The following is a 22,546-nucleotide window of genomic DNA, read 5'->3' on the forward strand; positions in this document are numbered from 1 at the left end:
GGGTTTTCCACAGACAGTGTGCATAGTCCGGCTGTGGAAAACCTAAGGCTTGTTGCCTGGCGTGTCGTCGTTAAGGCAGGACTTTCTTGAACGGCTTGACCGTGACCTTGGCGTAGACCCCGGCGATCACGTAGGGGTCGGCGTCGGCCCAGGACTGGGCGGCGCTCAGGTCGTCGAACTCGGCCACCACCAGGCTGCCGCTGAAACCGGCATCGCCGGGGTTGTCGCTGTCCACCGCCGGATGCGGCCCGGCGAGGATCAGGCGGCCCTCGTCGCGCAGCTTCTCGAGGCGGGCGAGATGGTCGGGACGAGCCGCCATGCGCCGCTCGAGGCTGTTCTTCACGTCTTCACTGATGATCGCATAGAGCATCTCAGGGCTTCCTTGAGTAGTGATTGACCCTCTGGCGCGCGGCGCGCACCATGGAACGCCTATTCTGACAAAGACGCCTGTCGGCGTCATGCCAATGACTCAACTCGCTCCACTACCGGCTGCCCTCGAGGGCGTCGGCGGCATCGATCTGCATATGCACTCCACCGCCTCGGACGGCGCGCTGCCCCCCGCCGAGCTGGTGGCGCTGTGCCAAGCCCGCGGCCTGACGCGCCTGGCCCTGACCGACCACGACACCGTGGCCGGCGTCGCCGAAGCCCAGCAAGCCGCCCAGGCGCTGGGCCTGCGCGTGCTGCCCGCCGCCGAGCTCTCGACCCAGTGGCGCGGCATGAACATCCACGTGGTGGCGCTGCTGCCCCAGGGCGTACGCGGCAGTCTCGAGGCCGGGCTCGTTGCCCAGGCCGAGGCCCGCGAGGCGCGCGCCGAAGAGATCGCCCGGCGCCTCGAGAAGCTGGGGCTCGCCGATGCCCTGGCCCGCGCCCGCGAGCAGGCCGGCAGCCCGCGACCGCTGGGACGCCCCGACTTTGCCCGGGCGCTGGTGGCCGCCGGCCTTACGCCGGACATCAAGACCGCCTTCAAGAAGCATCTGGGCAGCGGCAAGCCCGGCGATGTAAAGGCCCACTGGCCGTTCATCCCCACCGCGGTGGAGTGGATCCGCGATGCCGGCGGCGTGGCCGTGCTGGCCCATCCGCTGCGCTACGGCACTACCCGGCGCAAGCGAGGCCTGCTGCTCGACGACTTCACCGCTGCCGGCGGCGAGGCCGCCGAGCTGATCAGCGGCTACCAGAATGCCGACGCCACCCGCGATCTGGCCCGCCAGCTCGACGAGCGCGGGCTATACGCCTCGCTGGGCAGCGATTTTCACTTTCCCGGTGGCGCGCTGGCGCCGGGCAGCATGAGCCCTGCGCCGCGCAGCGCGGTGAGGCCTGTGTGGATGCATCCGGCGCTGGCCGCCTTCGCCGCCGCCTAGATCGCCTTTCTCCCGCCGGCCGATTACGCTGAAACAAACGCGACAAGGAGTCATGCCATGACCCAGTTCTTCCAGCTGCATCCCGACAACCCCCAGAAGCGCCTGATCGACCAGGCCCTGACGATCATTCGCCAGGGCGGGGTGGTGGCCTACCCCACCGACTCCGGCTACGCGCTGGGCTGCCACCTGGGTGACAAGAAGGCGATCGAGAAGATCAAGTGGCTGCGCTCGCTGGACGACAAGCACAACTTCACCCTGGTGTGCTCGGACCTGTCCGAGATTGGCACCTATGCCAAGGTCGACAACGCCGTGTTCCGCCTGCTCAAGACGCATACCCCGGGACCCTATACCTTCATCCTCAATGCCACCTCGGAGGTGCCGCGGCTACTGCTGCACCCCAAGCGTCGCTCGATCGGCGTACGCGTGCCGGACCACCGCATCACCCTCGCGCTGCTCAAGGCGCTGGGTGAGCCGCTGATGAGCGTGACGCTGATCCCGGTCGGCGAGGAGCTGCCGATGACCGATCCCGAGGAGATTCGCGAGCGCTTCGGCGCCCACCTCGACCTGATCATCGATGGCGGCGCCTGCCACCTGGAGCCGACCACGGTAGTCGACCTGCGCGACCTGCCGCCGGTGATCGTGCGCGAAGGGCGCGGCGACCCGGCACCCTTCCAGGTCTGAGCAAGCCCCCGTGCGCCCTCACGCCCTATCGCTGGAGGGGGCGTCGTCGCTGTCTTGCTGCTCGGCGTTGGGGTCGGGGGTCTCCTCGTCGAGCCAGGTGCCGCAGCGCAGGCAGTAGCGGGCGCGCAGCTCGTGGCGGTCGTGGCCGCAGCCCGGGCAGGCCTCGTCGGAGTAGCGGTCGGCGCGGATCGAGCGAATCACCTGGGCGGAGAATACCCCGGTGGGTACTGCGATGATCGAATAGCCGGTGAGCATGAGCATGACCGTGATTGCCTGGCCCAGCGGCGTGGCCGGCACGATATCGCCGTAGCCCACCGTGGTCAGGCTGACGATGGCCCAGTAGATGGCGGTAGGGATGCTGGTAAAGCCTGCCTCGGCGGACTCGATCACATACATCACCGAGGCGAAGATGGTGACCAGCATGAAGATGCTGAACAGGAACAGGAAGATCGGACGCGTGCTGCGCTTGAGGGCATCCAGCAGCAGCTGCGCTTCACCGACGAACTGCATCAGCCGCAGCACGCGGAAAATGCGCAGTACGCGCAGCAGGCGCAAGATCACCAGGGTCTGGGCGCCAGGGATCAGCAGCATCAGCCAGGTCGGCAGGATCGCCACGATGTCGATCACGCCATAGAAACTGCGCAAGTAGCGCAACGGTTTTTCGAGAATATAGATGCGTATCAGGAGTTCGACGGTGAAGGCGATGGTAAAGCCCCACTCCAGCCAGTAGAACCATTCGCCATATGCTGCGCTGTATGACTCAACGGTATCGAGCATGATGATCAGCACGCTGGCCAGGATGGCGACGATCAAGGCGATATCGAAGCCCTTGGCCAGCGGCGTGTCCGACTCGAAGATGATCTGAAACAGGCGGGTGCGAAGGCCTTCGCCGCCAGGCTTGAGGGCAGGGTCCATGGGATCCTCCTGATCCGTCAGTCGGCGAGTCGCCGGGCCAGGGCGAGTGCCGCCCGGCCGCCGGTGAGGTCGAGCCGACCGCGCGCGTCGAGGCCTGCGGCGGTACGCCGGGCCAGCGCTTGAGTGTCGCGATCAACGGCGTTGACCGCAAGTCTGGCCAGCGCCGCCTGGGCGGCCTCGTGGAACATCGAGCGGCCACTGTCGTGATAGGCATCGAGCGCCGCCATGGCGAGGTCGAAACTGGCCCGCGGCTCCCCGTCCTCTTCGGGCAGCGCCCACTGGCCGGCACCCAGCGCCGCGCCGCGGGCCGCCTTGCTGGCCTGGGCCGGGCGCAGTGCGACCCGCTCGGCCAGGGTCTCGGCCAGCTGCCACAGCGTATCCACCTCGCCGGCCTTGAGCTCGAGTTCCAGTTCGCAGATCTCGGCACGCCGCCCGTTGGCGACGATCTCGCCCTCGTCCACGGCCAGCTCGATACGGCTGCCGTGGTGCTCCAACTGCCAGGTGCGGCGCTGGAAGTCGGTGCGAAAGGCCGCTGCCAGGCTGTCGAGGGTGGCGCGATCCAGGTCGCGCATCGGCGGCAGGTCGGCGAGTCCGTCCAGGTCCAGCGCCGGGCCGTCGATCGGCCACTCCCACTCGCCGCGCAGGGAGAGCCCGCCGCTGCCGGCGCCGCTGGTCTTGAGCGTCTGCAGGCAGCGCCCGCCGACCTGGCGGATGCGCAGCGCCACCCGGGCACGCTCCAGGGCGCCATCGGGGGTGTCGAAGTAGGTATTGATCAGGTGGATGGGGGGCTCGGCGCCGTCGGCCAGCAGTGGCAGGCCCGGCAGTGCGGCGATGCCGTCACCCTCGACGGCGAGCTTGAGCTCGATTTCCTGGCTCATCAACGAAGGCCCCCTTGGCACGGGTGAGATGGCAGTAAGATGAAATTTTCATGACGCTAAGGGTGGCAGTCTCTATACTGTCGCCGCCATTCCCAACTGCGCAAACCGCTCTATGGTAACCACTAATCCGTTTTCGGCGATGTTTGGCCGTTCGCCATTCCAGCCGCTGCTGGCGCATATCGTCAAGGTCAATGAGTGTGCCGACCAGCTGCTGCCGTTCTACGATGCGGCGCTGGCCGGCGACTGGGACGCCGCCGCCCGCCACCGCGAGGCGATCACCGACCTCGAGCACCAGGCCGACGAGCTCAAGACCGAGCTGCGGCTCAACCTGCCAAACACCATGTTCCTGCCGGTATCGCGCTCCGACCTGCTCGATCTGATCAGCGTACAGGACAAGATCGCCAACAAGGCCCGCGACATCACCGGCATCATGCTCGGGCGCTGCATGCGCATGCCGGAGCCGCTGGCCCAGCCGATGCGCGACTACCTGGTCACCGCGGTGGCCTCGGTGGCCCAGGCCCGCAAGGCCCTGGAGGAGCTCAAGGAGCTGCTCGAGTCGGGCTTCGGGCGCAACGTCAACGAGGTGATGCAGAACCTGATTCGTGACCTGCACGAACTCGAGCACCAGACCGACGACCAGCAGGTGGCGATCCGCCGTCAGCTGTTCGCGCTGGAGAGCGAGCTGCCGCCGGTGGACGTGATCTTCCTCTACAAGATCATCGACTGGATCGGCGAGCTTTCCGACCGCGCCGAGCGCGTCGGCAGCCGCCTGCAGATTCTCACCGCCCGCTGAGGCCCATCACGCCGCCTCGGCGGTTGCCTCGTCCTGACCCGACACCCACATAGGACCCGACCCTATGTTGATCATCGCGCAACACGGTGAAATCTTCATCATTCTGGCGTGTGCCTTCGGTTTCTTCATGGCCTGGGGCGTGGGCGCCAACGATGTCGCCAATGCCATGGGCACCTCGGTGGGCTCCAAGGCGATCACCATCAAGCAGGCGATCATCATCGCCGTGATCTTCGAATTTCTCGGCGCCTGGCTGGCCGGCGGCGAGGTCACTTCCACCATTCGCGGCGGGATGATCGATCCCGACCTGCTCGACGGTAACCCCGAGCTGCTGGTCTACGGCATGCTCTCGGCGCTGCTGGCCGCGGCGATCTGGTTGATGATCGCCTCGGCGCGCGGCTGGCCGGTGTCGACCACCCACTCCATCGTCGGCGCCATCGTCGGTTTCGGCGCCGTGGGGCTGGGGGTGGAGGCGGTGGCCTGGGGGCAGGTGGGCACCATCGCCTCGAGCTGGGTGGTGTCGCCGCTGCTGGCCGGCAGCATCGCCTTCATGCTGTTCAAGACCGTGCAGTACCTGATCTTCGAGGCCAAGGATCCTTTCGCCGCGGCGCGTCGCTACGTGCCGATGTACGCCTTCCTGGTCGGCTTCGTGGTCGCCATGGTGACCCTGACCAAGGGCCTGACCCACGTTGGGCTCGACCTCAGCTTCGGCCAGAGTCTGCTGTTTTCGACGCTGTTCGGCTTGATCGTCGCAGGACTCGGTGTGCTGCTCGAGCGGCGCGTCAGTGCGTTGCCCCTGCCCGCCGACGACCACTTCGGCTATGCCGGCGTGGAGCGGGTGTTCGGCGTGCTGATGATCTTCACCGCCTGTGCCATGGCGTTTGCCCACGGCTCCAACGACGTCGCCAACGCGGTCGGCCCGCTGGCCGCGGTGATCAGCGTGGTACAGAGCGACGGCGTCATCGACAGCGCCGCCCTGGTGCCCTGGTGGGTGCTGATCCTGGGCGGCGGCGGCATCGTCTTCGGGCTGGTCACCTACGGCCACAAGGTAATCGCCACCGTGGGCACCGGTATCACCGAACTGACCCCCAGCCGCGGGTTCGCCGCGACCCTGGCGGCGGCTACCACCGTGGTGCTGGCCTCGGGCACCGGCTTGCCGATCTCCACCACCCATACCCTGGTGGGCGCCGTGCTGGGCGTGGGCCTGGCACGCGGCATCGCGGCGCTCAACCTGCGCGTGATCGGCACCATCGTGATGTCGTGGTTGATCACCCTGCCGGCCGGCGCCGGCCTGGCGATCATGTTCTTCTTCATGTTCAAGGGGATCTTTGGCTAGCGCCAAGCGTAAGCTGACGGCCCGCACTCGCTGCGGGCCGCTGCGTCTCTGGCATACCTGGTGGGCGGTGGTGCCGCGCGTTTGGCGGCTCTGCTATCATCGAGCCGTAACCCTTTCCATTCCTCTGCTGCCGGAGCGCGGCCCTTGAACACTCGCTTTCCCTTCGTCGACTGGTTCCGCAATTCCTCGCCGTATATCAATGCGCACCGCGGGCGAACCTTCGTGATCCTGATCGAAGGCGAGGCCATGGCGCAGGGGCGAGGCGAACAGCTGATCCAGGACCTGGCGCTGCTGCACACCCTGGGGGTGCGGCTGGTGGTGGTGTTCGGCATTCGGCCCCAGGTGAATGCCGCCCTCGAAGCCGCGGGCGTTACCCCCACCCGCCACGACGGCCGCTGGATCGCCGACGCTGCGATCATGGCCTGCGTCGAGCGGGTCGCCGCCGAGCAGCGGCTGTGGCTGGAGGCGCGCCTTTCGCTTGGGCTGCCCAACACCCCGCTGCACGGCGTCGAGCTGACCGCGGTGTCCGGCAATCTGGTGATGGCCAAGCCGCTGGGGGTGCGCGAGGGGGTCGACTACGACCACAGCGGCGAGGTGCGCCGGGTGCGCGCCTCGGCGGTCCAGGCACTGCTCGAGCAGGGCGCGCTGGTGCTGCTGCCGCCGCTGGGCTTCTCGAGCACCGGCGAGGTCTTCGACCTGGATGCCTCGGAGGTCGCCCAGCAGGCCGCGGTGGCGCTCAAGGCCGACAAGCTGATCCTGCTTGGCGAGGCCGATGGCCTGCACGACGAGAGCGGTGCCCTGCAGCGCCAGCTGACCCCCGGCGAAGCGGAGCCGCTGCGCCACCGTTCGCCGCCGGGCAGCGAGCTGGATCGTCACCTGGCGGCGGCCTGCGGTGCGGCGCGTTTCGGCGTGGCACGCACCCATCTGCTGTCGTGGCACGATCACGACGCCTTGCTCGGCGAGTTGTTCACCCGCGACGGCGTCGGCACCATGATCACCCAGCACCGCTATGAGCAGCTGCGCGCCGCCCAGCTGGGCGATATCGCCGGCCTGCTCGAGCTGCTCGAGCCCCTCGAGCGGCGCGGGATGCTGGTGGCCCGCTCCCGCGAGCGCCTCGAGCACGAGATCGACGACTACCTGGTGATCGAGCGCGACGGCATGATCATCGGCTGTGCGGCGCTGCACGCCTTCCCCGAGGCAGAGATGGCCGAGCTGGCCTGCGTGGCGGTGCACGACGACTATCGGCGCGGCGCGCGGGGCGGGCTGCTGCTGGCCGAGACCGAGCGCCGCGCCCGGCGCCAGGGGCTGACCTCGCTGTTCGCCCTGACCACCCACACCACCCACTGGTTCTTCGAGCACGGCTTCCACCTGGCCGAGCTCAGCGAGCTGCCGAACCTCAAGCGCGACGCCTACAATCACGCGCGCAAGTCCAAGATCCTGCTCAAGCAGTTGGTCTAGCCGGCGGGCCGGCCTGTCGCAAAAGTGCGGCAGGTCGGCTTGGGGTGTCGCCAGACAGCAACTGTTTAAGATGCTGATTTTATTAGAGTACTTTCTCTTCCGCATATTGCTGTTGCCGGATGGCGACATAAATGCCGGTATTTTCCCTCGATTCGACGCTTTTTCCCGCCCCGGCGCGGGTTGGCACATTTTGCATGAATTTAACTATTTGATTTTAAAAGAACATTGCGACTATTGGCACGGTCATCGCAATGTATAGGGCGAGCAAGGGAAACGGATCAATACGGCTCGATCCGCTTCCCAGGCCGGATCAGCAGGGCAAGGATCACCACCCTGTGCCACTTGCTCGACTGGACCGGTCAGCGTCTGCTCCACGCGATGTGTGACTAAGGTTGCGATGAGACGGGTGCCGCCAATTAGGCAAGGAGTGGCACCGTAAGGGCAAGGATGCCCCGGCATGGATGCCTCATCCCCTTCGGGGGATCGAATTCAGGATCACGCCGCAACGAGCGGCGCGTTAGAGATGAAGCCGAGTGGCATGCCACTCGCAGTGCATGTACCTCAATCTCTACCCCTTCAGTTCCCTGCGTACTTGGGCCGGCTCTGCCGGCCCTCTTTTTTTGCTCGACGGTACCAACAGACAATTCTGTTATCCTGTGTGGAACAGCCATGACGCCGCCTCTTTTCCTTTTACATAGAACTCTGGTCATGACCACTCAGGTCTCGCGCCGCTGGCGCCCCCGCTCGCTGCTGCAGCTGGTGCTGCTAGCCTTCATCGTAGTGATGCTGCCGCTCGGCGTGCTGATGTTTCAGGCCGGGCAGGCGCTCTCCGAACTCACCCGCCTGGCCGACGTCAGCGCTCGCCAGGCGGTGGAGGAAACTCGCCGAGCCCGCGAGCTCTCCAGCCTGGCGCTGGAGATGGAGCGCAGCGCGCGCCAGTACGCGGTGATCGAGCAGGAGGGGCTGATGGAGATCTATCTCGAGCGCGTCGACGAGTTCGGCGAGCTGCTCGACCAGCATCGCCGCCTGCTGCCCGACGACCCGCATATGCTGGCGCTGCTCGACCAGCTGTCGCTGCTGCGCAGCATGCCCGACCTGCCCATCGAGGAGTTCCGCGAGGAGCTGTTCGCCTTCGTGCCTTTCGCCGCCAATACCGAGGCGGTGCGCCGCGCCACCAATCGCCACATCGACAGCCGGATCGACACCATCCGCGAGCAGGCCAGCAGCGTGCAGACTCAGCTGTGGCTGCAGACCGCGGCGCTGGTCTCGGCAAGCCTAGTGCTGATGCTGCTCTTCACCTGGCTGATCATCCGACCGATTCGGCAGCTCGAGCGGCGCATCCTGGGGCTCGGCAACAGCGGCACGGCAGCGCCGGCCAAGACCATCCAGGGGCCGGCGGAGCTGGTCAGCCTCGGCGACCGCCTGGATTGGCTGTCATCGCGTCTCAACGAGCTGGAAGCCCAGAAGCAGCAGTTCCTGCGCCACATGTCCCACGAGCTCAAGACGCCGCTGGCCAGCGTGCGCGAGGGCACTGCGCTGCTCAGCGACGGCGTGGCCGGTGAGATCACCTCGCGCCAGAAAGAGATTCTCGAGCTGATCGACAGCAGCGGCAAGGAGCTGCAGACCCTGATCGAGCAGTTGCTCGACTATAATTTGTTGCAGCACGACAAGGGCGCCAGCGTGGTGCGTTTCGATCTCGCCACCGTGGTCAAGGAGCTGCTGGCCAAGCATCAGCTGGCCCTCGAACACAAGGAGATGCGCGTCGAGTGGTTCGACAAGCCCCTCGACTGGCAGGCTGATCGCGTTGCCACCGGGCGCATTCTCGACAATCTACTGTCTAATGCCATTGCCTATGGAGAAGACGGCGGTGAGCTGGCGATCCGTGCCTGGACCCGCGGCGAGCGGCTGTTCGTCGAGGTGGCCAATAGCGGCGAGCCGATCGCCGAGGAGGACCGTCCACGGCTGTTCGAGGCCTTCTACCAAGGCCGCGCCCGGCGCAAGGGCCCGCTCAAGGGCTCTGGCATCGGCCTGTCGGTGGCTGCCGACTGCGCCCGCGCCCAGCACGGCGAGCTGATGCTGGTCGAAGATAGCCAGCTGCCGGTCTGTTTTCGCCTGGTCCTGCCTTGGGCAGACACCGTCAGCGGCGGGCAGGAGACACACAAGGCACCTTTGATGCTGCCCAAAGAGATGGCGAGCCATCATGTAAGGAACGACTGAACCATGAACTATCGAACACTGCTGTCACTCGCCACGGCGATGCTGCTGGTGGGATGTGAAGCGTTTCCTGCCATGCAGCAGAGCGAGGTGGAGCCTGAGCCGGAGCTGCCCACCCAGTGCGATGAGCCGATCCCGACCCTGGTCGAGAGCACCTGCCTGGTAGACGCCTGGGTGGCCTACGGCCTGGCCTCGCAGCGCGCCGACCGCGAGTGGCGGGATGAGCATCTCGAGCAGCTGGAAGGCAGCACCCCCGAGCAGCACCTGCAGCGCGCGGTGGTGCTGGCCTGGGGCAGCGAACGCCAATGGAGCCAGGCCGCCGAGCTGCTGGACGAGGATCTGCATGCCGCGCCCAGCGACCTGCAGCCGCTGCTGCGCTACTGGCTCAACGAACTGGAGGGGCGACGCTCACTGGCCAACCGGCTCGAGCGCAGCGAAAGCGAGCGCCGCAGCCTGGTTGAGCAGAACGAGTCGCTGGCCGAGAAGCTCGATGCACTGACCGATATCGAGCAGAGCATCAACCTGCGCCAGTACTCGCCCTGAGACCCGCAATACCGACGAGACGAGGGAGTGAATCGTGAAACAAGCAGCCCGACCGCAAGGCGCCCATATCCTGCTGGTGGATGACGATGCGAGCCTGCTGAAGCTGCTGGGCATGCGCCTGGAGAGCCGTGGTTTCCGCGTCACCACCGCCGAAAGCGGCCGCCAGGCCCTCGACCGGCTGGGCGAGTCGCGACCCGACCTGGTGCTCTCCGACCTGCGCATGGACGAAATGGACGGTCTGGCGCTGTTTCATGAGATCCAGCGTCAGGCGCCGGGCCTGCCGGTGATCATCCTCACCGCCCACGGCTCGATCCCCGATGCGGTGAGCGCCACCCGCCAGGGGGTATTCAGCTTCCTGACCAAGCCGGTGGACCGCGACGAGCTGTTCACCGCCATCGACGAAGCGCTGTCGCAGACCCCGGGGCCGGCGGTCGACGGCGACAACGCCTGGCGCGCGGCGATCATCACCCGCAGCCCGCAGATGGAGCGCATCCTCGAGCAGGCGCGGATGGTCGCCGGCGCCGACGTCAGCGTGCTGGTCACCGGCCCCTCGGGGTCGGGCAAGGAGCTGATGGCCAACGCCATCCACCACGCCAGCACCCGGGCCGACAAGCCGTTCGTCGCCATCAACTGCGGCGCGCTGCCCGAGCAGCTGCTCGAGAGCGAGCTGTTCGGCCACGCCAAGGGCGCCTTCACCGGCGCAGTGAACCAGCACCAGGGGCTGTTCCAGGCCGCCGACGGCGGCACCCTGTTCCTCGACGAGATCGGCGACATGCCGCTGACCCTGCAGGTCAAGCTGCTGCGCGCCATCCAGGAGCGCCATATCCGCCCGCTGGGCTCCACCACCTCGGTGCCCATCGACGTGCGCATCATCTCGGCGACTCACCGCGACCTCGACCGCGCCATGCGCGAGGGCGACTTCCGCGAGGATCTCTACTACCGCCTCAACGTGGTCAACCTCAAGCTGCCGGCGCTCAAGGAGCGCGCCGAGGACGTGCCGCTGCTGGCCAAGCACCTGGTGGCCCAGGCCGCCGAGCGCCACAAGCCGTTCGTCAAGGGCTTCTCGCCGGAGGCGCTCAACCTGCTGGCCTCGTGTGCCTGGCCCGGCAACGTGCGCCAGTTGGTCAACGTGGTGGAGCAGTGCGTGGCGCTGACCAGCTCGCCGATGATTCCCGAGGCGCTGGTCTCCCAGGCGCTGGCCGCCGAGGAGAACGCGCTGCCGTCGTTCAATGAGGCGCGCGCCAGCTTCGAGCGCAGCTACCTGATCAAGGTGCTCAAGATCACCGAAGGCAACGTCACCCAGGCGGCGCGCATCGCCGGGCGCAACCGCACCGATTTCTACAAGCTGCTCAATCGCCACGAGCTAGAGCCCAGCAGCTTCAAGCCGGGCGCCGCCGAGCTGGTCAGCAACGGCTAGCTACTCCTCCAGGCGCCGCGTGACCTCGACCGCAAGGCGCCCCTCGCCGAGCCGGGTGGTGAGCGCCTGGCCGGGTTGGGCGTCGGCGGCGCGCCGCACCACCTGCCCCTGTTCGTCCTCCACGATGGCATAGCCGCGGCCCAGCACCGCCAGCGGGCTGACCGCCTGCAGCTCGCGGGCCAGGGCCTCGAGGCGGCTGCGCTGGCGCTCCAGCTGGCGCGGCATGACGGCGAACAGCCGCTCGCTGGCCTGGCGCTTGCGCAGCTCGGCCTGGCGCAGCAGGCCGGCCGGGTCGATGCCGTTGAGCCGCGCCTGCAGGTGCTGCTGGCGCTGGCGGCCGTGGTCGAGGCGCGCACGCATGGCGCGCTGCAGGCGCGTCTCCAGCTGGGCCAGGTGCTGGCGCTGCTGGGCCAGCCGCTCGCCGGGGTGGCGCAGCCGCGCACGCAGATGGTCGAGGCGCTGAGCCTCGCGCTGCAGGCGCACCTGCTGGGCCTGTGCCAGCCGCCGGCCGGCGAGGCTCAGCCGCCGGCGCAGGTCGGCCTGGTCGGGTACCAGCATCTCGGCGGCGGCGGAGGGGGTAGGGGCTCGGGCGTCGGCGGCGAAGTCGCTGAGGCCGCTGTCGACCTCGTGGCCCACCGCCGACATCACCGGCAGTCGCGAGTGGAAGATCGCCCGCGCCAGGTGCTCGTCGTTGAAGGCCCACAGGTCCTCGAGGCTGCCGCCGCCGCGGGTGATCAGCAGCGCATCGCGCGTCGGATCGAAGCGCCCGCCGGGCTGGCTCTGGCGGTTGAGCAGCGCCAGGGCGCGGATCATCGCCGGCGCCGCTTCGCGGCCCTGCACCGGCACCGGCACGATATCGACCTCCACCAGCGGCCAGCGTGCCCGGAGGACCGCCAGCACGTCGCGGATCGCCGCGCCGCTGGGCGAGGTCATCACCAGCAGCCGGCGCGGCGGGAAGGGCAGGGCGCGGGCGTTGGCGAACACGCCCTCGGCGGCGAGCTGATGCTTGAGACGCTCCAGGGCGGCGAGCAGGTCGCCGGCGCCGGCCGCCTGCACGGCGTCGACGATCATCTGAAAGTCGCCGCGCGGTTCGAACAGCGACACCTTGCCGCGCAGCTTGACCCGGTCGCCGTTGTTGAGCGGCGCGGCGACGAACCTCGAGCGGTTGCGGAACAGCGCGCAGCGCAGCTGGGCGCGCTCATCCTTGAGGGTGAAGTAGACGTGGCCCGAGGCGGGCCGCGAGACCCCGGACAGCTCGCCCTCCACCCAGCAGTCGCCGAAGTCGCCCTCCAGCAGCAGGCGGGCGCGGCGGTTGAGGTCGCTGACGGAAAGGGTAGGGGGTTCAGATGGCGGCATGCTGGCACGGTCCTGATGAAGCAGTGGCATCACTTTAGCATGGCCGCATAGCCGACAAGAAAAGGCGCCGAGCCCAAGCGGCCCGGCGCCATCCATGTCATGCGTTTACGTTAAGAGAGGGGTAGCTAGCTACCCGAGGCGATCATTCAAAATCGTCCTCGATATCCTCATCGGTGTACTCGGCATCGTCGTCATCGCGGTCACGGTCATCGCGGTCACGATCACCATTGCGGTCGCGGTCTTCGTCCATCATGCCGTCGCCGTCGCCCACTGTGCCGGTGCCGGTGGTCTGCCAGACGCTTTCGCGGTCGCCGTGCTCCTGAGCGCGACGGTCGCGCTCGCTGGAGAACCACTGCTCCTCATATTCGGGGAAGTTCTGCAGCTCGTCCTCGCTGGCATCGACCAGGATGCGGTGCGACACGCTGTCGCCGTCACGATGCGTTTCCATGCTGAAATGCTCGACGCCGACCACCACGTCGTCACCGCCGATGCCCCAGAAGCCGCCGGCGCTGACGATAACGGCGGTCACCCTGCCTTCATCGTCCAGCAGCAGGTTTTCGACGTTGCCGACTTCCTCGTCGGGATCGCTGGCGTGATAGACATCGGCGCCGATGATGTCATTCGCGGAGTAAAGGCCTTGGGCGGCCGTGGTGTCGTCCTGAGCCATCGCCTGCGAGCCGAAAGCGAGGCTAGCGGCTATGGTTGCGACTGCGATGGTGAGTGTGTGCTTTTGCATGTTCAATCTCCTTAGATCTTTCCTTAGACTTCGGATCTTGCCTTGCAGTGATGGACCGGCTCTCGACGCGCGATCTCGATAGCTCGGTCAGAATCCCTGACTCGGAGCCGTTGACTTAGAGCCCTTTGGCCCATTCGTCGGCCTGGCGTTCCGCTTCCTCGCGCTCCAGGCCATACTTCTTCTGTATCTTGCCGACCAGCTGGTCCTTCTTGCCGCCGATCTGATCGAGCTCGTCGTCGGTAATTTCACCCCAGCTGCTGCGGGCCTTGCCTTTCACTTCCTTCCACTGACCTTCAACCTGGTCCCAGTTCATCTCGTCACTCCTGTCCTTGAGTGGGTGTGGTAACGCTCCTTTACTCTAGTTCACGCCTTGATACACGCAAGTGAAAACGCTGCACGCCGACACCTTCATTGCCCCACCCCGAGCCGACCCGCTATAATGCGCGATTAACTTTTTCCTCGCCCCACTTCCCATCTGCTCAAAATGGGTGTTGCCGCTATGCTACGTATGGCTCAAGAAGCACTTACGTTCGATGACGTATTACTCGTTCCCGGCTACTCTGAGGTCCTGCCCAAGGACGTCAGCCTCAAGTCCCGCCTGACCCGCAACCTCGAACTCAATATCCCCCTCGTCTCATCCGCCATGGATACCGTCACCGAAGCGCGCCTGGCCATCGCCATGGCCCAGGAAGGTGGCATCGGCATCATCCACAAGAACATGACCATCGCCGGCCAGGCCTCCGAGGTGCGCAAGGTCAAGAAGCACGAGAGCGTGATCGTCAAGGACCCGGTTACCGTGGGCCCCAAGGCCAAGCTGCAGGACCTGCTGGCGATGGCCGACGAGTACGGCTACTCCGGCTTCCCGGTGGTCGAGGGCGACGCGCTGGTGGGCATCGTCACCGGCCGCGACATGCGCTTCCAGCCCGACCACAGCGACAGCGTCGAGGCGATCATGACCCCGCGCGACAAGCTGGTCACCGTGCCGGTGGGCACGCCGCTGTCGGAGATCAAGGTCAAGCTGCAGGAGAACCGCATCGAGAAGATCCTGATCGTCGATGAGGACTTCCACCTGCACGGCCTGGTCACGGTGCGCGACATCGAGAAGGCGCGCACCTACCCGTTCGCCGCCAAGGACGCCGACGGCCGCCTGCTGGTCGGCGCCGCAGTGGGCACCGGCCCCGAGACCCCGGACCGCATCGCCGCGCTGGCCGAGGCCGGGGTCGATGTGATCGTCGTTGACACCGCCCACGGCCACTCCAAGGGCGTGATCGACCGCGTGCGCTGGGCCAAGGAGCACTTCCCCGGCGTGCAGGTGATCGGTGGCAACATCGCCACCGCCGGCGCCGCCGTGGCGCTGGCCGAAGCCGGCGCCGATGCGGTCAAGGTCGGCATCGGCCCGGGCTCGATCTGCACCACCCGCGTAGTGGCCGGCGTCGGTGTGCCGCAGATCACCGCGGTCTCCAACGTCGCCGAGGCGCTCAAGCCCTACGACATCCCGCTGATTGCCGACGGCGGCATCCGCTACTCCGGCGACCTGGCCAAGGCCATCGCCGCCGGCGCCAGCACGGTGATGATCGGCGGTCTGCTGGCCGGCACCGAAGAGGCGCCGGGCGAGGTCGAGCTCTACCAGGGGCGTACCTACAAGGCCTACCGCGGCATGGGCTCGATGGGCGCCATGTCCCAGAGCCAGGGCTCCAGCGACCGCTACTTCCAGGACAAGGACGCCGGCGCCGACAAGCTGGTACCGGAAGGCGTCGAAGGCCGCGTGCCCTACAAGGGCATGATGAGCGCCATCGTCCACCAGCTGATGGGCGGCCTGCGCGCCTCGATGGGCTACACCGGCTGCACCAGCATCCTCGAGATGCGCACCAAGCCCGAGTTCGTGCAGATCACCGGGGCCGGCTTCGCCGAATCCCACGTGCACGACGTGCAGATCACCAAGGAAGCCCCGAACTACCGGGCCAGCTGAGCCCAAAGCAGGACTCACTAGCGGCGGGGCAGCGTCAAACGACCCCGCCGCACCCTTTTGTATCCGGCCCGCCGCCTACGCTGCCAGCAAGAGACGCCCAGATGACCGACATTCACGCCCACAAGATCCTGATCCTCGACTTCGGCTCCCAGTACACCCAGCTGATCGCCCGCCGCGTGCGCGAGATCGGCGTCTACTCCGAGGTTCGCGCCTTCGATATCAGCGAGGAGGAGATCCGCGAGTACGCCCCCAACGGCATCATCCTCTCCGGCGGGCCGGAGTCCACCGTGGCCGAGGGCTCCCCCCGCGCGCCGCAGTGCGTGTTCGAACTGGGCCTGCCGGTGCTGGGCATCTGCTACGGCATGCAGACCATGGCCGAGCAGCTCGGCGGTGCCGTGGAAGGCTCCAACAAGCATGAGTTCGGCTACGCCCAGGTCACCATCGACAGCAGCGACGACATGTTCCGCGACATCAAGGACCATGTGGACCACGACGGCAAGGCGCTGCTCGACGTGTGGATGAGCCACGGCGACAAGGTCGCCCGTGCGCCGGACACCTTCACCGTCACCGCCTCAACCCCGAGCTGCCCCATCGCTGCGATGAGCTGGGCCGAGAAGCACTTCTACGGCGTGCAGTTCCACCCCGAGGTGACCCACACCCTGCAGGGCCAGCGCATCCTCGAGCACTTCGTGGTTGGCATCTGCGGCGCCGAGAAGCTCTGGACCCCGGCCAAGATCATCGAAGACCAGGTCGCCCGGGTGCGCGACCAGGTCGGCGACCGCCACGTGCTGCTGGGCCTCTCTGGCGGCGTCGACTCCTCGGTCGTCGCGGCCCTCCTGCACCGCGCCATCGGCGACCAGCTGACCTGCGTATTCGTCGACAACGGCCTGCTGCGCAAGAACGAGGGCGGGCAGGTGATGGAGACCTTTGCCAAGCACATGGGTGTGAAGGTGATCCGCGTCGACGCCGAAGACCTGTTCCTCGACAAGCTCAAGGGCGTTGCAGACCCAGAAGCCAAGCGCAAGGCGATCGGCAACACCTTCATCGAGGTGTTCGACGACGAGGCCAGCAAGATTGAGGGCGTCGATTTCCTGGCCCAGGGCACCATCTACCCCGACGTGATCGAATCCGCCGCCAGCAAGACCGGCAAGGCCCACGTGATCAAGTCGCACCACAACGTCGGCGGCCTGCCCGAGACCATGAAGCTCAAGCTGGTCGAACCGCTGCGCGAGCTGTTCAAGGACGAAGTGCGCAAGCTCGGCGTCGAGCTCGGCCTGCCGTATGACATGGTCTACCGCCACCCCTTCCCGGGGCCGGGCCTGGGCGTGCGCATCCTCGGCGAAGTGAAGAAGGAGTACGCCGACATCCTGCGCGAAGCCGACGCCATCTTCATCGAGGAGCTGCACAACGCCGACTGGTACCACAAGACCAGCCAGGCCTTCGCCGTGTTCCTGCCGGTCAAGTCCGTGGGCGTGGTCGGCGATGGGCGCCGCTACGAATGGGTCATCGCCCTGCGCGCCGTTGAAACCATCGACTTCATGACCGCACGCTGGGCGCACCTGCCCTACGAGCTGCTGGAAACCGTCTCCAACCGCATCATCAACGAGATCAGTGGCGTATCGCGGGTGACCTATGACGTCAGCAGCAAGCCCCCCGCGACGATTGAGTGGGAGTGAGGCACGCCTAAGCAGAATGCCTTACACGGCTAAGCTGACCGAGATCAAGGGTCTACCAAAAGGTAGGCCCTTTTTCTTTGCAATCTGTTACCTAGTCTTGTGTACTGGGCTAAGGTCGCCGAGATGGCCACATATAGCGATAAGCAATTAATACAGGGAGTGTCGAAGGCGGGCATGCAGAGCCATCAGACCATGCCCACCGGATCCTAGCTGCCGCGTGCAGCGATGCCTTTCAAAATAAAAACAGTACGCAGGGAGAGTGACCATGGAGCGTCCCGATTTCGCCAAACGTGGTGATCCAGCCAGGCTGATTCCCGTCGTTGCCGATACCAATCGTGAACAACGTGCGGCCTCGGTACTGCTCGCCGCGCTGCGAGGAGTACATGAGTTCCGGCAGCAGATGCTTCTTTCACTGGGAGTCCGCGTTGGTAGCCGGGCGGTGTTGGGTGCCTGGACGGAGATCGTGTTGGAAGCCGATCCGGGTGTAGCCAAGAGCGACCGCCCAGATGGTCTTATTGTGCTGCAGACCGGTCGCAAGACATGGAGTGCCCTAGTAGAAGCCAAAATTGGCAATGCTGACATTGGCGAGGAGCAGCTCAAGCAATATCTTCAGCAGGCCAAGAAGCACAAGGTTGATGCGGTCATTACCATCACCAACCAGTTCGTCGCGATACCCTCACATCATCCGGTGAAGGTGCCAAAATCGATGCTCAAGGGCGTCGAGCTCTATCATTGGTCCTGGATGTATGCGGTGACTCAGGCGACGCTGCTGCTGGAGTCTGGCGAGATCACTTCGCCCGATCAGCGCTTTATGCTGGAGGAGGTGCTGCGCTACCTCGGCCATGAATCCAGCGGCATCTCTCGTTTCGATAGCATGAACCGCGAGTGGAAGGAGGTGGTTGGCAAGGTCAAGAGTGGCGCCGTACTGGGCAAGAATACTGAGGAAGTGGAGAACACCGTCTCTAGCTGGCATCAGGAGCAGCGCGACCTATGCCTGGTAATGAGCCGCAAGCTGGGGCGGCCCGTCAAGCTAAAGCTGGCCCGTGCCCACCGCACCGATCCGGTCAAACGCCTCAAGGACGACTGCGAAGCCCTGGCCAAGGACAAGGTACTGAGTTGCTGTCTGGAAGTGCCGGACGCCGCTGCCGACTTGGAGGTTACTGCCGATCTCACCAAGCGCACCATCGTTTGTTCAATGCGTGTGGTGGCACCGCAGGACAAGAAGCGCAGTACTGCTCGCGTCAACTGGCTAGCCCGGCAGCTAACAAAGGCAGAGCCCGACAGTATGTACATCAAGGCCGTCCGTCCCGGCCGCGCCGAGGAGACTCAGGCCACTCTTGCCCAAGTAATTGAAGACGCTGCTGCGCTGGATTCTCCAGCGACCACGGTCGTTCCGAGTGCCTTTGAGGTGTTCTATATGGCCGACCTCGGCCATCGCTTTGCGGGCAACAAGATCTTCATCGAAGAACTGGAAAAGGCAGTGCCGCATTTTTACCAGCAGGTTGGGCAGCGGCTCAGGGCGTGGGTAGCTCCGCCGCCGAAGCTTCATCGGCGCGATCCGGCCGAGGGAAAGAGTGATGCTGACAAGGATGATATGGAGCAGCGGAAAAGCGATACGGAAGGGTGGGATGCGGCTGAGTAGCATGCACACCATCTTTAGCGAGATTGGTAGCTCTCCCGGGTGGCCTTCAGTATGCGTAGCTGTCCCGATGACTGTGGGTGGAGGCACCTACAAACAACGAATTGCGGAGACAGCCTTGGCTTGTTGGGCATCGCAGTATTGGCATTTGCATAGGTGCATAGGATTGAGAAAAAGGCAGAAATCGACCCGAAGCGGCCATGCTGGCAAAGGCCACAGGCACTCTGCATAACACAACTGTTAGTTTCTCAATGGCATGAGGAATCAATGAATAGAAAACCGAGAATATTTATAGGTTCTTCTTCGGAAAGTCTTGACGTGGCTGATGCTGTGAACCTCAATCTAGATCATAAGGCCGAAGTTACTATTTGGAGAAATGGAACCTTTGATCTTTCGAGCAATACCATTGATGCTTTGACAAAAAAAGCTAAGGCAGTGGATTTTTCACTGTTTATTTTCTCTCCGGATGATATTGCTATAATCCGAAGTAAACAAAAAGCCATAGTTCGTGATAATGTGCTTTTTGAGCTTGGCTTATTCATCGGTGCACTCGGAAAAGAAAGATGCTTTATTCTAAAGCCGAGAGGAGTTGATCTGCACTTTCCGACGGATCTTCTAGGTGTAACGCCAGCTGATTACGAATCAAACAGATCGGATGGTGATCTAGCGTCTTCGGTAAATCACGCTTGCGTGCTTATGAAACAGCAAATGGAAAAATTACGTACCGTAGAGCATGTGTCCACTGGTGCCGCACCCCCAAAGATCAATATCGAAGCTGCCAAGATCAAAGATTTCGACTATTTGGTCCTTGCTCAGCTTTTGGGTACGGCAACATCAGACCCGGAGGGACACATGCTTTTCCAGCTGAAAAACAACCTGAATGAGCAATCCTATAAAGTGGATTTGGCTATAATTCGTTTGGAGCGAGTTGGTTATATTGAAAAGCGAAACGACTCAGATATTAACGGTAACGAGTTTTACACCTACAAAATCACGCCTGAAGGAATTGAGCTCCTTTTTGAAAACGAAGAATTGGCTTTCCCTGCTCAAAAATCTCAACTAGCCTTGCCAAGGAAAGCTGAGGACTATTTCGATGACGACATTCCTTTCTAGGAAAAATGCTAACAATCACAATCACAATCACAATCACAATCACAAGCAGGGCAACGGCTCCTGCGTTTCGCTTCGCCTGCACCACAAAACCTCGCCGGTGGTGGGCGTTATATCTAAGGAGACACCCTGATGCCTTCGCGTATCTCTGGACAAGAATTAATCCAGCTTAAGGACGCTATTGTCCAAGATTTCGATTCTTCAAATTGGCGCGAGCTTGGTGCCCTCACCAATATGATTGATGAGGTCGATAGGCATCCCCGATTGCTGCGAAGCCTCTCTTTTGGCGATCCAGATTATGATGGCTTGGCATTGACCTTTCTGCGAAAAATGATAGGTCAGGAAGATGAGAATCTTGACATTGCCCTGAAATATATTCACAAAACATGTGGCGACGCTGGAGAAAACGTTTCTAGTGAAGTAGCACAAGGTCGAAAAATTGTTTTCTCTCCGACTATCTTCGATGTTCCCAGCGATCCTGTCGATACAAATCTGATCGCCGTCATGATGCCCTTTGACGCATCAATGAACGGAGTGAATATCGCTATTGTGGCGGCTGCCCAGCAAGCAGGTTTCGAGTGCCAAAGAGCAGACAACATCTGGGATCATACAACCGTCATCCAAGATGTGTTTTCGCTTATTTTCAAGTCCTACATCGTAGTGTGCGACTTTACAGGAAAGAATCCTAACGTGTTTTACGAGGCTGGTATTGCACATGCTTTGGGCAAGCATGTCGTTCCAATTACACAGTCAGAGCAGGATGTGCCGTTTGACTTAAGGCACCATCGTTTCGCCAAATATTTGAACAACGGTGAAGGCTTGGAGAGGTTGAAAGAGGATTTGGTCAGTCGTTTTTCCACGTTGGCTAAAAATCGACCTAATTCAGGCTGGATATAACAGGCGAGGCACAGCGATGCCATTTTTAATAGCCGCTCATGGCCGCAATCGGCTGTCAATTGCCTTGGCTCCGTCATCCCTCGGCGACGTTATTGGCGATATAACACAATATAACCAAAATACTCCCCATACTGCTCGTACAGCTCGATCTCCTGCTGATGCTCCTCGACGATGTCCCGTGCGGCGGGGCTCTTGTCATGGGCCTTGAGGAAGGCCCGGAAGAGCTGGTGGAGCCCCTGGCGCCAGCCTTCAAGCGTCTTGAACTGAGGACGTAAGCCAAAGACGACACTGCTATGTAAGACTTTGTCCACTGGTGCTCAGGCTGCATAGGTGTCAGGATGCTATGTTACATAATGTCTCTGGCACCCCGCCGCCAAAAGAACGGCGCGCCAGAGCAGCCAGTGAAGGAAGCGCAGGGAACCACCGATGATCCTCAAGGAAAAGGATGCCTACAGCGGCGCTGATGAGCGAGGCTACTATGGCCACAAGCAGGAGCAGGAGGTGGCCTTTCACCTGCGCCGAGAGTTCGGCGACAGCGAGCAAGTTCGCATCATCCACGACCAGGTGATCGAGCACGGCGGCGAGCGCGCCCAGATCGACCACCTGGTGATCCACCCCTACGGCTTCATCATCATCGAATCCAAGAGCATCGTTGGTGAAGTGCAGGTCAACGCCGAAGGGGAGTGGTCTCGCAGCTACAAGGGCAACTGGACCGGCATACCCTCACCGATTCGCCAGGCAGAGCTGCAGCAGGACCTGCTCAAGGCTCTGCTGCGAGACCATGTGGAACAACTGCTGGGCAAGCTGTTGGGCATCCAGACGCAGATTGGCGGCCGTGAGTGGCGCACCCTTTGCGCCGTTTCCAGCACCGCCATCCTGCATCGCGAGAAAATGCCGAAGGACGTGGCCGACAAGGTGGTAAAGACCGAGTTCGTGGCCAAGAAAGCGAAGGAACTGATCGGCAGTCTTAGAAGTGGCCTGCTCAAGGGGCGTCCTTGGTTCTCGATGCAGGAACTCGAGAATATCGGCACCTTCCTCCTGGCGCATACCGCAGCGCTGCAGGCGGCACTGGAGAAGCCGGCGCAGGACACACCACCTGATGAGCCGGCTCTCAGCGCCGCCCCCGTCACCGAACCCACGCCGCAGAGCTACGTGGTGACCCCGGAGCCAACTCCCGCAGAGCCGCCGGTAGATACCGCGGCCCCCACCGAAAAGCTGCTGACCTGCAAGCAGTGCGGCGGGACCGATAACCTGACCGGCATGTATGGCCAGTACGGCTATTACGTCAGGTGTGCCACCTGCAATACCAATACCTCGATGAAGCAGCCTTGCCCTGCCTGCGGCTGGAGAGCCGTCAGAGTCTCGAAAGATGGCCCGAGTTACACCGCCGCCTGCCGGAAATGTGAGCACCAGTATCTGGTCTTTCGACAGGCAGAGGGGAGGGCGTGATGGCAGATAACGACCCAAAGCCGACATGCCGCAAACGGCGGCGAGTACTTTCATTGGGGGAGTATGTAGCATGAACGATTATGCTCAAATAATAAGTTCTTTAAAGGTTGTGAGTACTGTAACG

General features: G+C 63.7%; 21 protein-coding genes. 14 read left to right on the plus strand and 7 right to left on the minus strand.

Annotated elements, in window-relative coordinates:
* Positions 1–70: 70 nt before the first annotated feature.
* Positions 71–370: a hypothetical protein gene (locus BWR19_02745; GenBank protein ID APX91949.1), complete on the minus strand. Its 300-nt coding sequence runs from the start codon at positions 368–370 to the stop codon at positions 71–73.
* Between the two features lie 88 nt (positions 371–458).
* Here BWR19_02745 and BWR19_02750 point away from each other — a divergent pair, with 88 nt between their 5' ends.
* Positions 459–1,358 (plus strand): phosphatase, encoded by a 900-nt coding sequence (locus BWR19_02750; protein ID APX91950.1) that lies wholly within the window; start codon positions 459–461, stop codon positions 1,356–1,358.
* Positions 1,359–1,415: 57 nt separating this feature from the next.
* The gene (locus tag BWR19_02755; protein ID APX91951.1) at positions 1,416–2,039 is read left to right on the plus strand and encodes a threonylcarbamoyl-AMP synthase; all 624 of its coding nucleotides are present in this window, start codon (positions 1,416–1,418) and stop codon (positions 2,037–2,039) included.
* Between the two features lie 18 nt (positions 2,040–2,057).
* Here the strand turns inward: BWR19_02755 and BWR19_02760 are convergent, their stop codons facing one another.
* Positions 2,058–2,954, minus strand: coding sequence for an ion transporter (locus tag BWR19_02760; protein APX91952.1), 897 nt, complete (start codon positions 2,952–2,954; stop codon positions 2,058–2,060).
* A gap of 17 nt (positions 2,955–2,971) precedes the next feature.
* Complete coding sequence (locus BWR19_02765) at positions 2,972–3,832, minus strand: hypothetical protein (GenBank protein ID APX91953.1); 861 nt, start codon at positions 3,830–3,832, stop codon at positions 2,972–2,974.
* A gap of 112 nt (positions 3,833–3,944) precedes the next feature.
* Here BWR19_02765 and BWR19_02770 point away from each other — a divergent pair, with 112 nt between their 5' ends.
* The 6 genes from BWR19_02770 to BWR19_02795 all read left to right on the plus strand — a co-directional run bounded on the left by BWR19_02770 (position 3,945) and on the right by BWR19_02795 (position 11,590).
* Positions 3,945–4,625: a TIGR00153 family protein gene (locus BWR19_02770; protein APX91954.1), complete on the plus strand. Its 681-nt coding sequence runs from the start codon at positions 3,945–3,947 to the stop codon at positions 4,623–4,625.
* Between the two features lie 64 nt (positions 4,626–4,689).
* Positions 4,690–5,958 carry a phosphate permease gene (locus BWR19_02775; protein APX91955.1) on the plus strand — a complete coding sequence of 423 codons (1,269 nt, stop codon included), beginning with the start codon at positions 4,690–4,692 and terminating at the stop codon, positions 5,956–5,958.
* Positions 5,959–6,102: 144 nt separating this feature from the next.
* The gene (locus tag BWR19_02780; GenBank protein APX91956.1) at positions 6,103–7,416 is read left to right on the plus strand and encodes an amino-acid N-acetyltransferase; all 1,314 of its coding nucleotides are present in this window, start codon (positions 6,103–6,105) and stop codon (positions 7,414–7,416) included.
* A 708-nt stretch (positions 7,417–8,124) separates the two neighbouring features.
* Positions 8,125–9,633 (plus strand): two-component sensor histidine kinase, encoded by a 1,509-nt coding sequence (locus BWR19_02785; protein APX91957.1) that lies wholly within the window; start codon positions 8,125–8,127, stop codon positions 9,631–9,633.
* 3 nt (positions 9,634–9,636) lie between these two features.
* On the plus strand, positions 9,637–10,173 hold the full coding sequence (locus BWR19_02790; protein APX91958.1) for a hypothetical protein: 537 nt from the start codon (positions 9,637–9,639) through the stop codon (positions 10,171–10,173).
* A gap of 34 nt (positions 10,174–10,207) precedes the next feature.
* Positions 10,208–11,590, plus strand: a complete 1,383-nt coding sequence (locus BWR19_02795) for a two-component system response regulator GlrR (GenBank protein ID APX91959.1) — start codon at positions 10,208–10,210, stop codon at positions 11,588–11,590.
* Here BWR19_02795 and BWR19_02800 read toward each other — a convergent pair whose 3' ends face one another.
* The 3 genes from BWR19_02800 to BWR19_02810 all read right to left on the minus strand — a co-directional run bounded on the left by BWR19_02800 (position 11,591) and on the right by BWR19_02810 (position 13,995).
* Entirely contained in the window at positions 11,591–12,946 is a 1,356-nt protein-coding gene (locus BWR19_02800) for an exodeoxyribonuclease VII large subunit (protein ID APX91960.1), read from the minus strand.
* A gap of 142 nt (positions 12,947–13,088) precedes the next feature.
* Positions 13,089–13,682: a hypothetical protein gene (locus BWR19_02805; GenBank protein ID APX91961.1), complete on the minus strand. Its 594-nt coding sequence runs from the start codon at positions 13,680–13,682 to the stop codon at positions 13,089–13,091.
* A gap of 115 nt (positions 13,683–13,797) precedes the next feature.
* Entirely contained in the window at positions 13,798–13,995 is a 198-nt protein-coding gene (locus BWR19_02810) for a hypothetical protein (GenBank protein ID APX91962.1), read from the minus strand.
* A 186-nt stretch (positions 13,996–14,181) separates the two neighbouring features.
* Here BWR19_02810 and BWR19_02815 point away from each other — a divergent pair, with 186 nt between their 5' ends.
* The 5 genes from BWR19_02815 (at position 14,182) to BWR19_02835 (ending at position 20,973) form a co-directional block, all read left to right on the plus strand.
* Positions 14,182–15,651: an IMP dehydrogenase gene (locus BWR19_02815; protein ID APX91963.1), complete on the plus strand. Its 1,470-nt coding sequence runs from the start codon at positions 14,182–14,184 to the stop codon at positions 15,649–15,651.
* A 101-nt stretch (positions 15,652–15,752) separates the two neighbouring features.
* Positions 15,753–17,327, plus strand: a complete 1,575-nt coding sequence (locus BWR19_02820) for a glutamine-hydrolyzing GMP synthase (GenBank protein APX91964.1) — start codon at positions 15,753–15,755, stop codon at positions 17,325–17,327.
* A 265-nt stretch (positions 17,328–17,592) separates the two neighbouring features.
* Complete coding sequence (locus tag BWR19_02825; GenBank protein APX91965.1) at positions 17,593–18,969, plus strand: hypothetical protein; 1,377 nt, start codon at positions 17,593–17,595, stop codon at positions 18,967–18,969.
* Between the two features lie 264 nt (positions 18,970–19,233).
* The gene (locus BWR19_02830) at positions 19,234–20,079 is read left to right on the plus strand and encodes a hypothetical protein (GenBank protein APX91966.1); all 846 of its coding nucleotides are present in this window, start codon (positions 19,234–19,236) and stop codon (positions 20,077–20,079) included.
* 129 nt (positions 20,080–20,208) lie between these two features.
* A complete protein-coding gene (locus BWR19_02835) occupies positions 20,209–20,973 on the plus strand; it encodes a hypothetical protein (protein APX91967.1) in 765 nt (254 codons plus the stop codon).
* A gap of 89 nt (positions 20,974–21,062) precedes the next feature.
* Here the strand turns inward: BWR19_02835 and BWR19_02840 are convergent, their stop codons facing one another.
* Positions 21,063–21,284, minus strand: a complete 222-nt coding sequence (locus tag BWR19_02840; GenBank protein APX91968.1) for a hypothetical protein — start codon at positions 21,282–21,284, stop codon at positions 21,063–21,065.
* Between the two features lie 115 nt (positions 21,285–21,399).
* Between BWR19_02840 and BWR19_02845 the strand changes: the two genes are divergently transcribed.
* Positions 21,400–22,422, plus strand: a complete 1,023-nt coding sequence (locus tag BWR19_02845; protein APX91969.1) for a hypothetical protein — start codon at positions 21,400–21,402, stop codon at positions 22,420–22,422.
* Positions 22,423–22,546 lie beyond the last annotated feature (124 nt).

Source organism: Halomonas sp. 1513 (assembly GCA_001971685.1).
Lineage (GTDB): Bacteria > Pseudomonadota > Gammaproteobacteria > Pseudomonadales > Halomonadaceae > Franzmannia.

Excerpts from the sequence above, each read along its gene's own strand:
- BWR19_02745 (APX91949.1), bottom strand. The coding sequence starts at position 370 with ATGCTCTATGCGATCATCAGTGAAGACGTGAAGAACAGCCTCGAGCGG.
- BWR19_02750 (APX91950.1), top strand. The coding sequence starts at position 459 with ATGCCAATGACTCAACTCGCTCCACTACCGGCTGCCCTCGAGGGCGTC.
- BWR19_02755 (APX91951.1), top strand. The coding sequence starts at position 1,416 with ATGACCCAGTTCTTCCAGCTGCATCCCGACAACCCCCAGAAGCGCCTG.
- BWR19_02760 (APX91952.1), bottom strand. The coding sequence starts at position 2,954 with ATGGACCCTGCCCTCAAGCCTGGCGGCGAAGGCCTTCGCACCCGCCTG.
- BWR19_02765 (APX91953.1), bottom strand. The coding sequence starts at position 3,832 with ATGAGCCAGGAAATCGAGCTCAAGCTCGCCGTCGAGGGTGACGGCATC.
- BWR19_02770 (APX91954.1), top strand. The coding sequence starts at position 3,945 with ATGGTAACCACTAATCCGTTTTCGGCGATGTTTGGCCGTTCGCCATTC.
- BWR19_02775 (APX91955.1), top strand. The coding sequence starts at position 4,690 with ATGTTGATCATCGCGCAACACGGTGAAATCTTCATCATTCTGGCGTGT.
- BWR19_02785 (APX91957.1), top strand. The coding sequence starts at position 8,125 with ATGACCACTCAGGTCTCGCGCCGCTGGCGCCCCCGCTCGCTGCTGCAG.
- BWR19_02790 (APX91958.1), top strand. The coding sequence starts at position 9,637 with ATGAACTATCGAACACTGCTGTCACTCGCCACGGCGATGCTGCTGGTG.
- BWR19_02800 (APX91960.1), bottom strand. The coding sequence starts at position 12,946 with ATGCCGCCATCTGAACCCCCTACCCTTTCCGTCAGCGACCTCAACCGC.
- BWR19_02805 (APX91961.1), bottom strand. The coding sequence starts at position 13,682 with ATGCAAAAGCACACACTCACCATCGCAGTCGCAACCATAGCCGCTAGC.
- BWR19_02810 (APX91962.1), bottom strand. The coding sequence starts at position 13,995 with ATGAACTGGGACCAGGTTGAAGGTCAGTGGAAGGAAGTGAAAGGCAAG.
- BWR19_02815 (APX91963.1), top strand. The coding sequence starts at position 14,182 with ATGCTACGTATGGCTCAAGAAGCACTTACGTTCGATGACGTATTACTC.
- BWR19_02820 (APX91964.1), top strand. The coding sequence starts at position 15,753 with ATGACCGACATTCACGCCCACAAGATCCTGATCCTCGACTTCGGCTCC.
- BWR19_02825 (APX91965.1), top strand. The coding sequence starts at position 17,593 with ATGGAGCGTCCCGATTTCGCCAAACGTGGTGATCCAGCCAGGCTGATT.
- BWR19_02830 (APX91966.1), top strand. The coding sequence starts at position 19,234 with ATGAATAGAAAACCGAGAATATTTATAGGTTCTTCTTCGGAAAGTCTT.
- BWR19_02835 (APX91967.1), top strand. The coding sequence starts at position 20,209 with ATGCCTTCGCGTATCTCTGGACAAGAATTAATCCAGCTTAAGGACGCT.
- BWR19_02845 (APX91969.1), top strand. The coding sequence starts at position 21,400 with ATGATCCTCAAGGAAAAGGATGCCTACAGCGGCGCTGATGAGCGAGGC.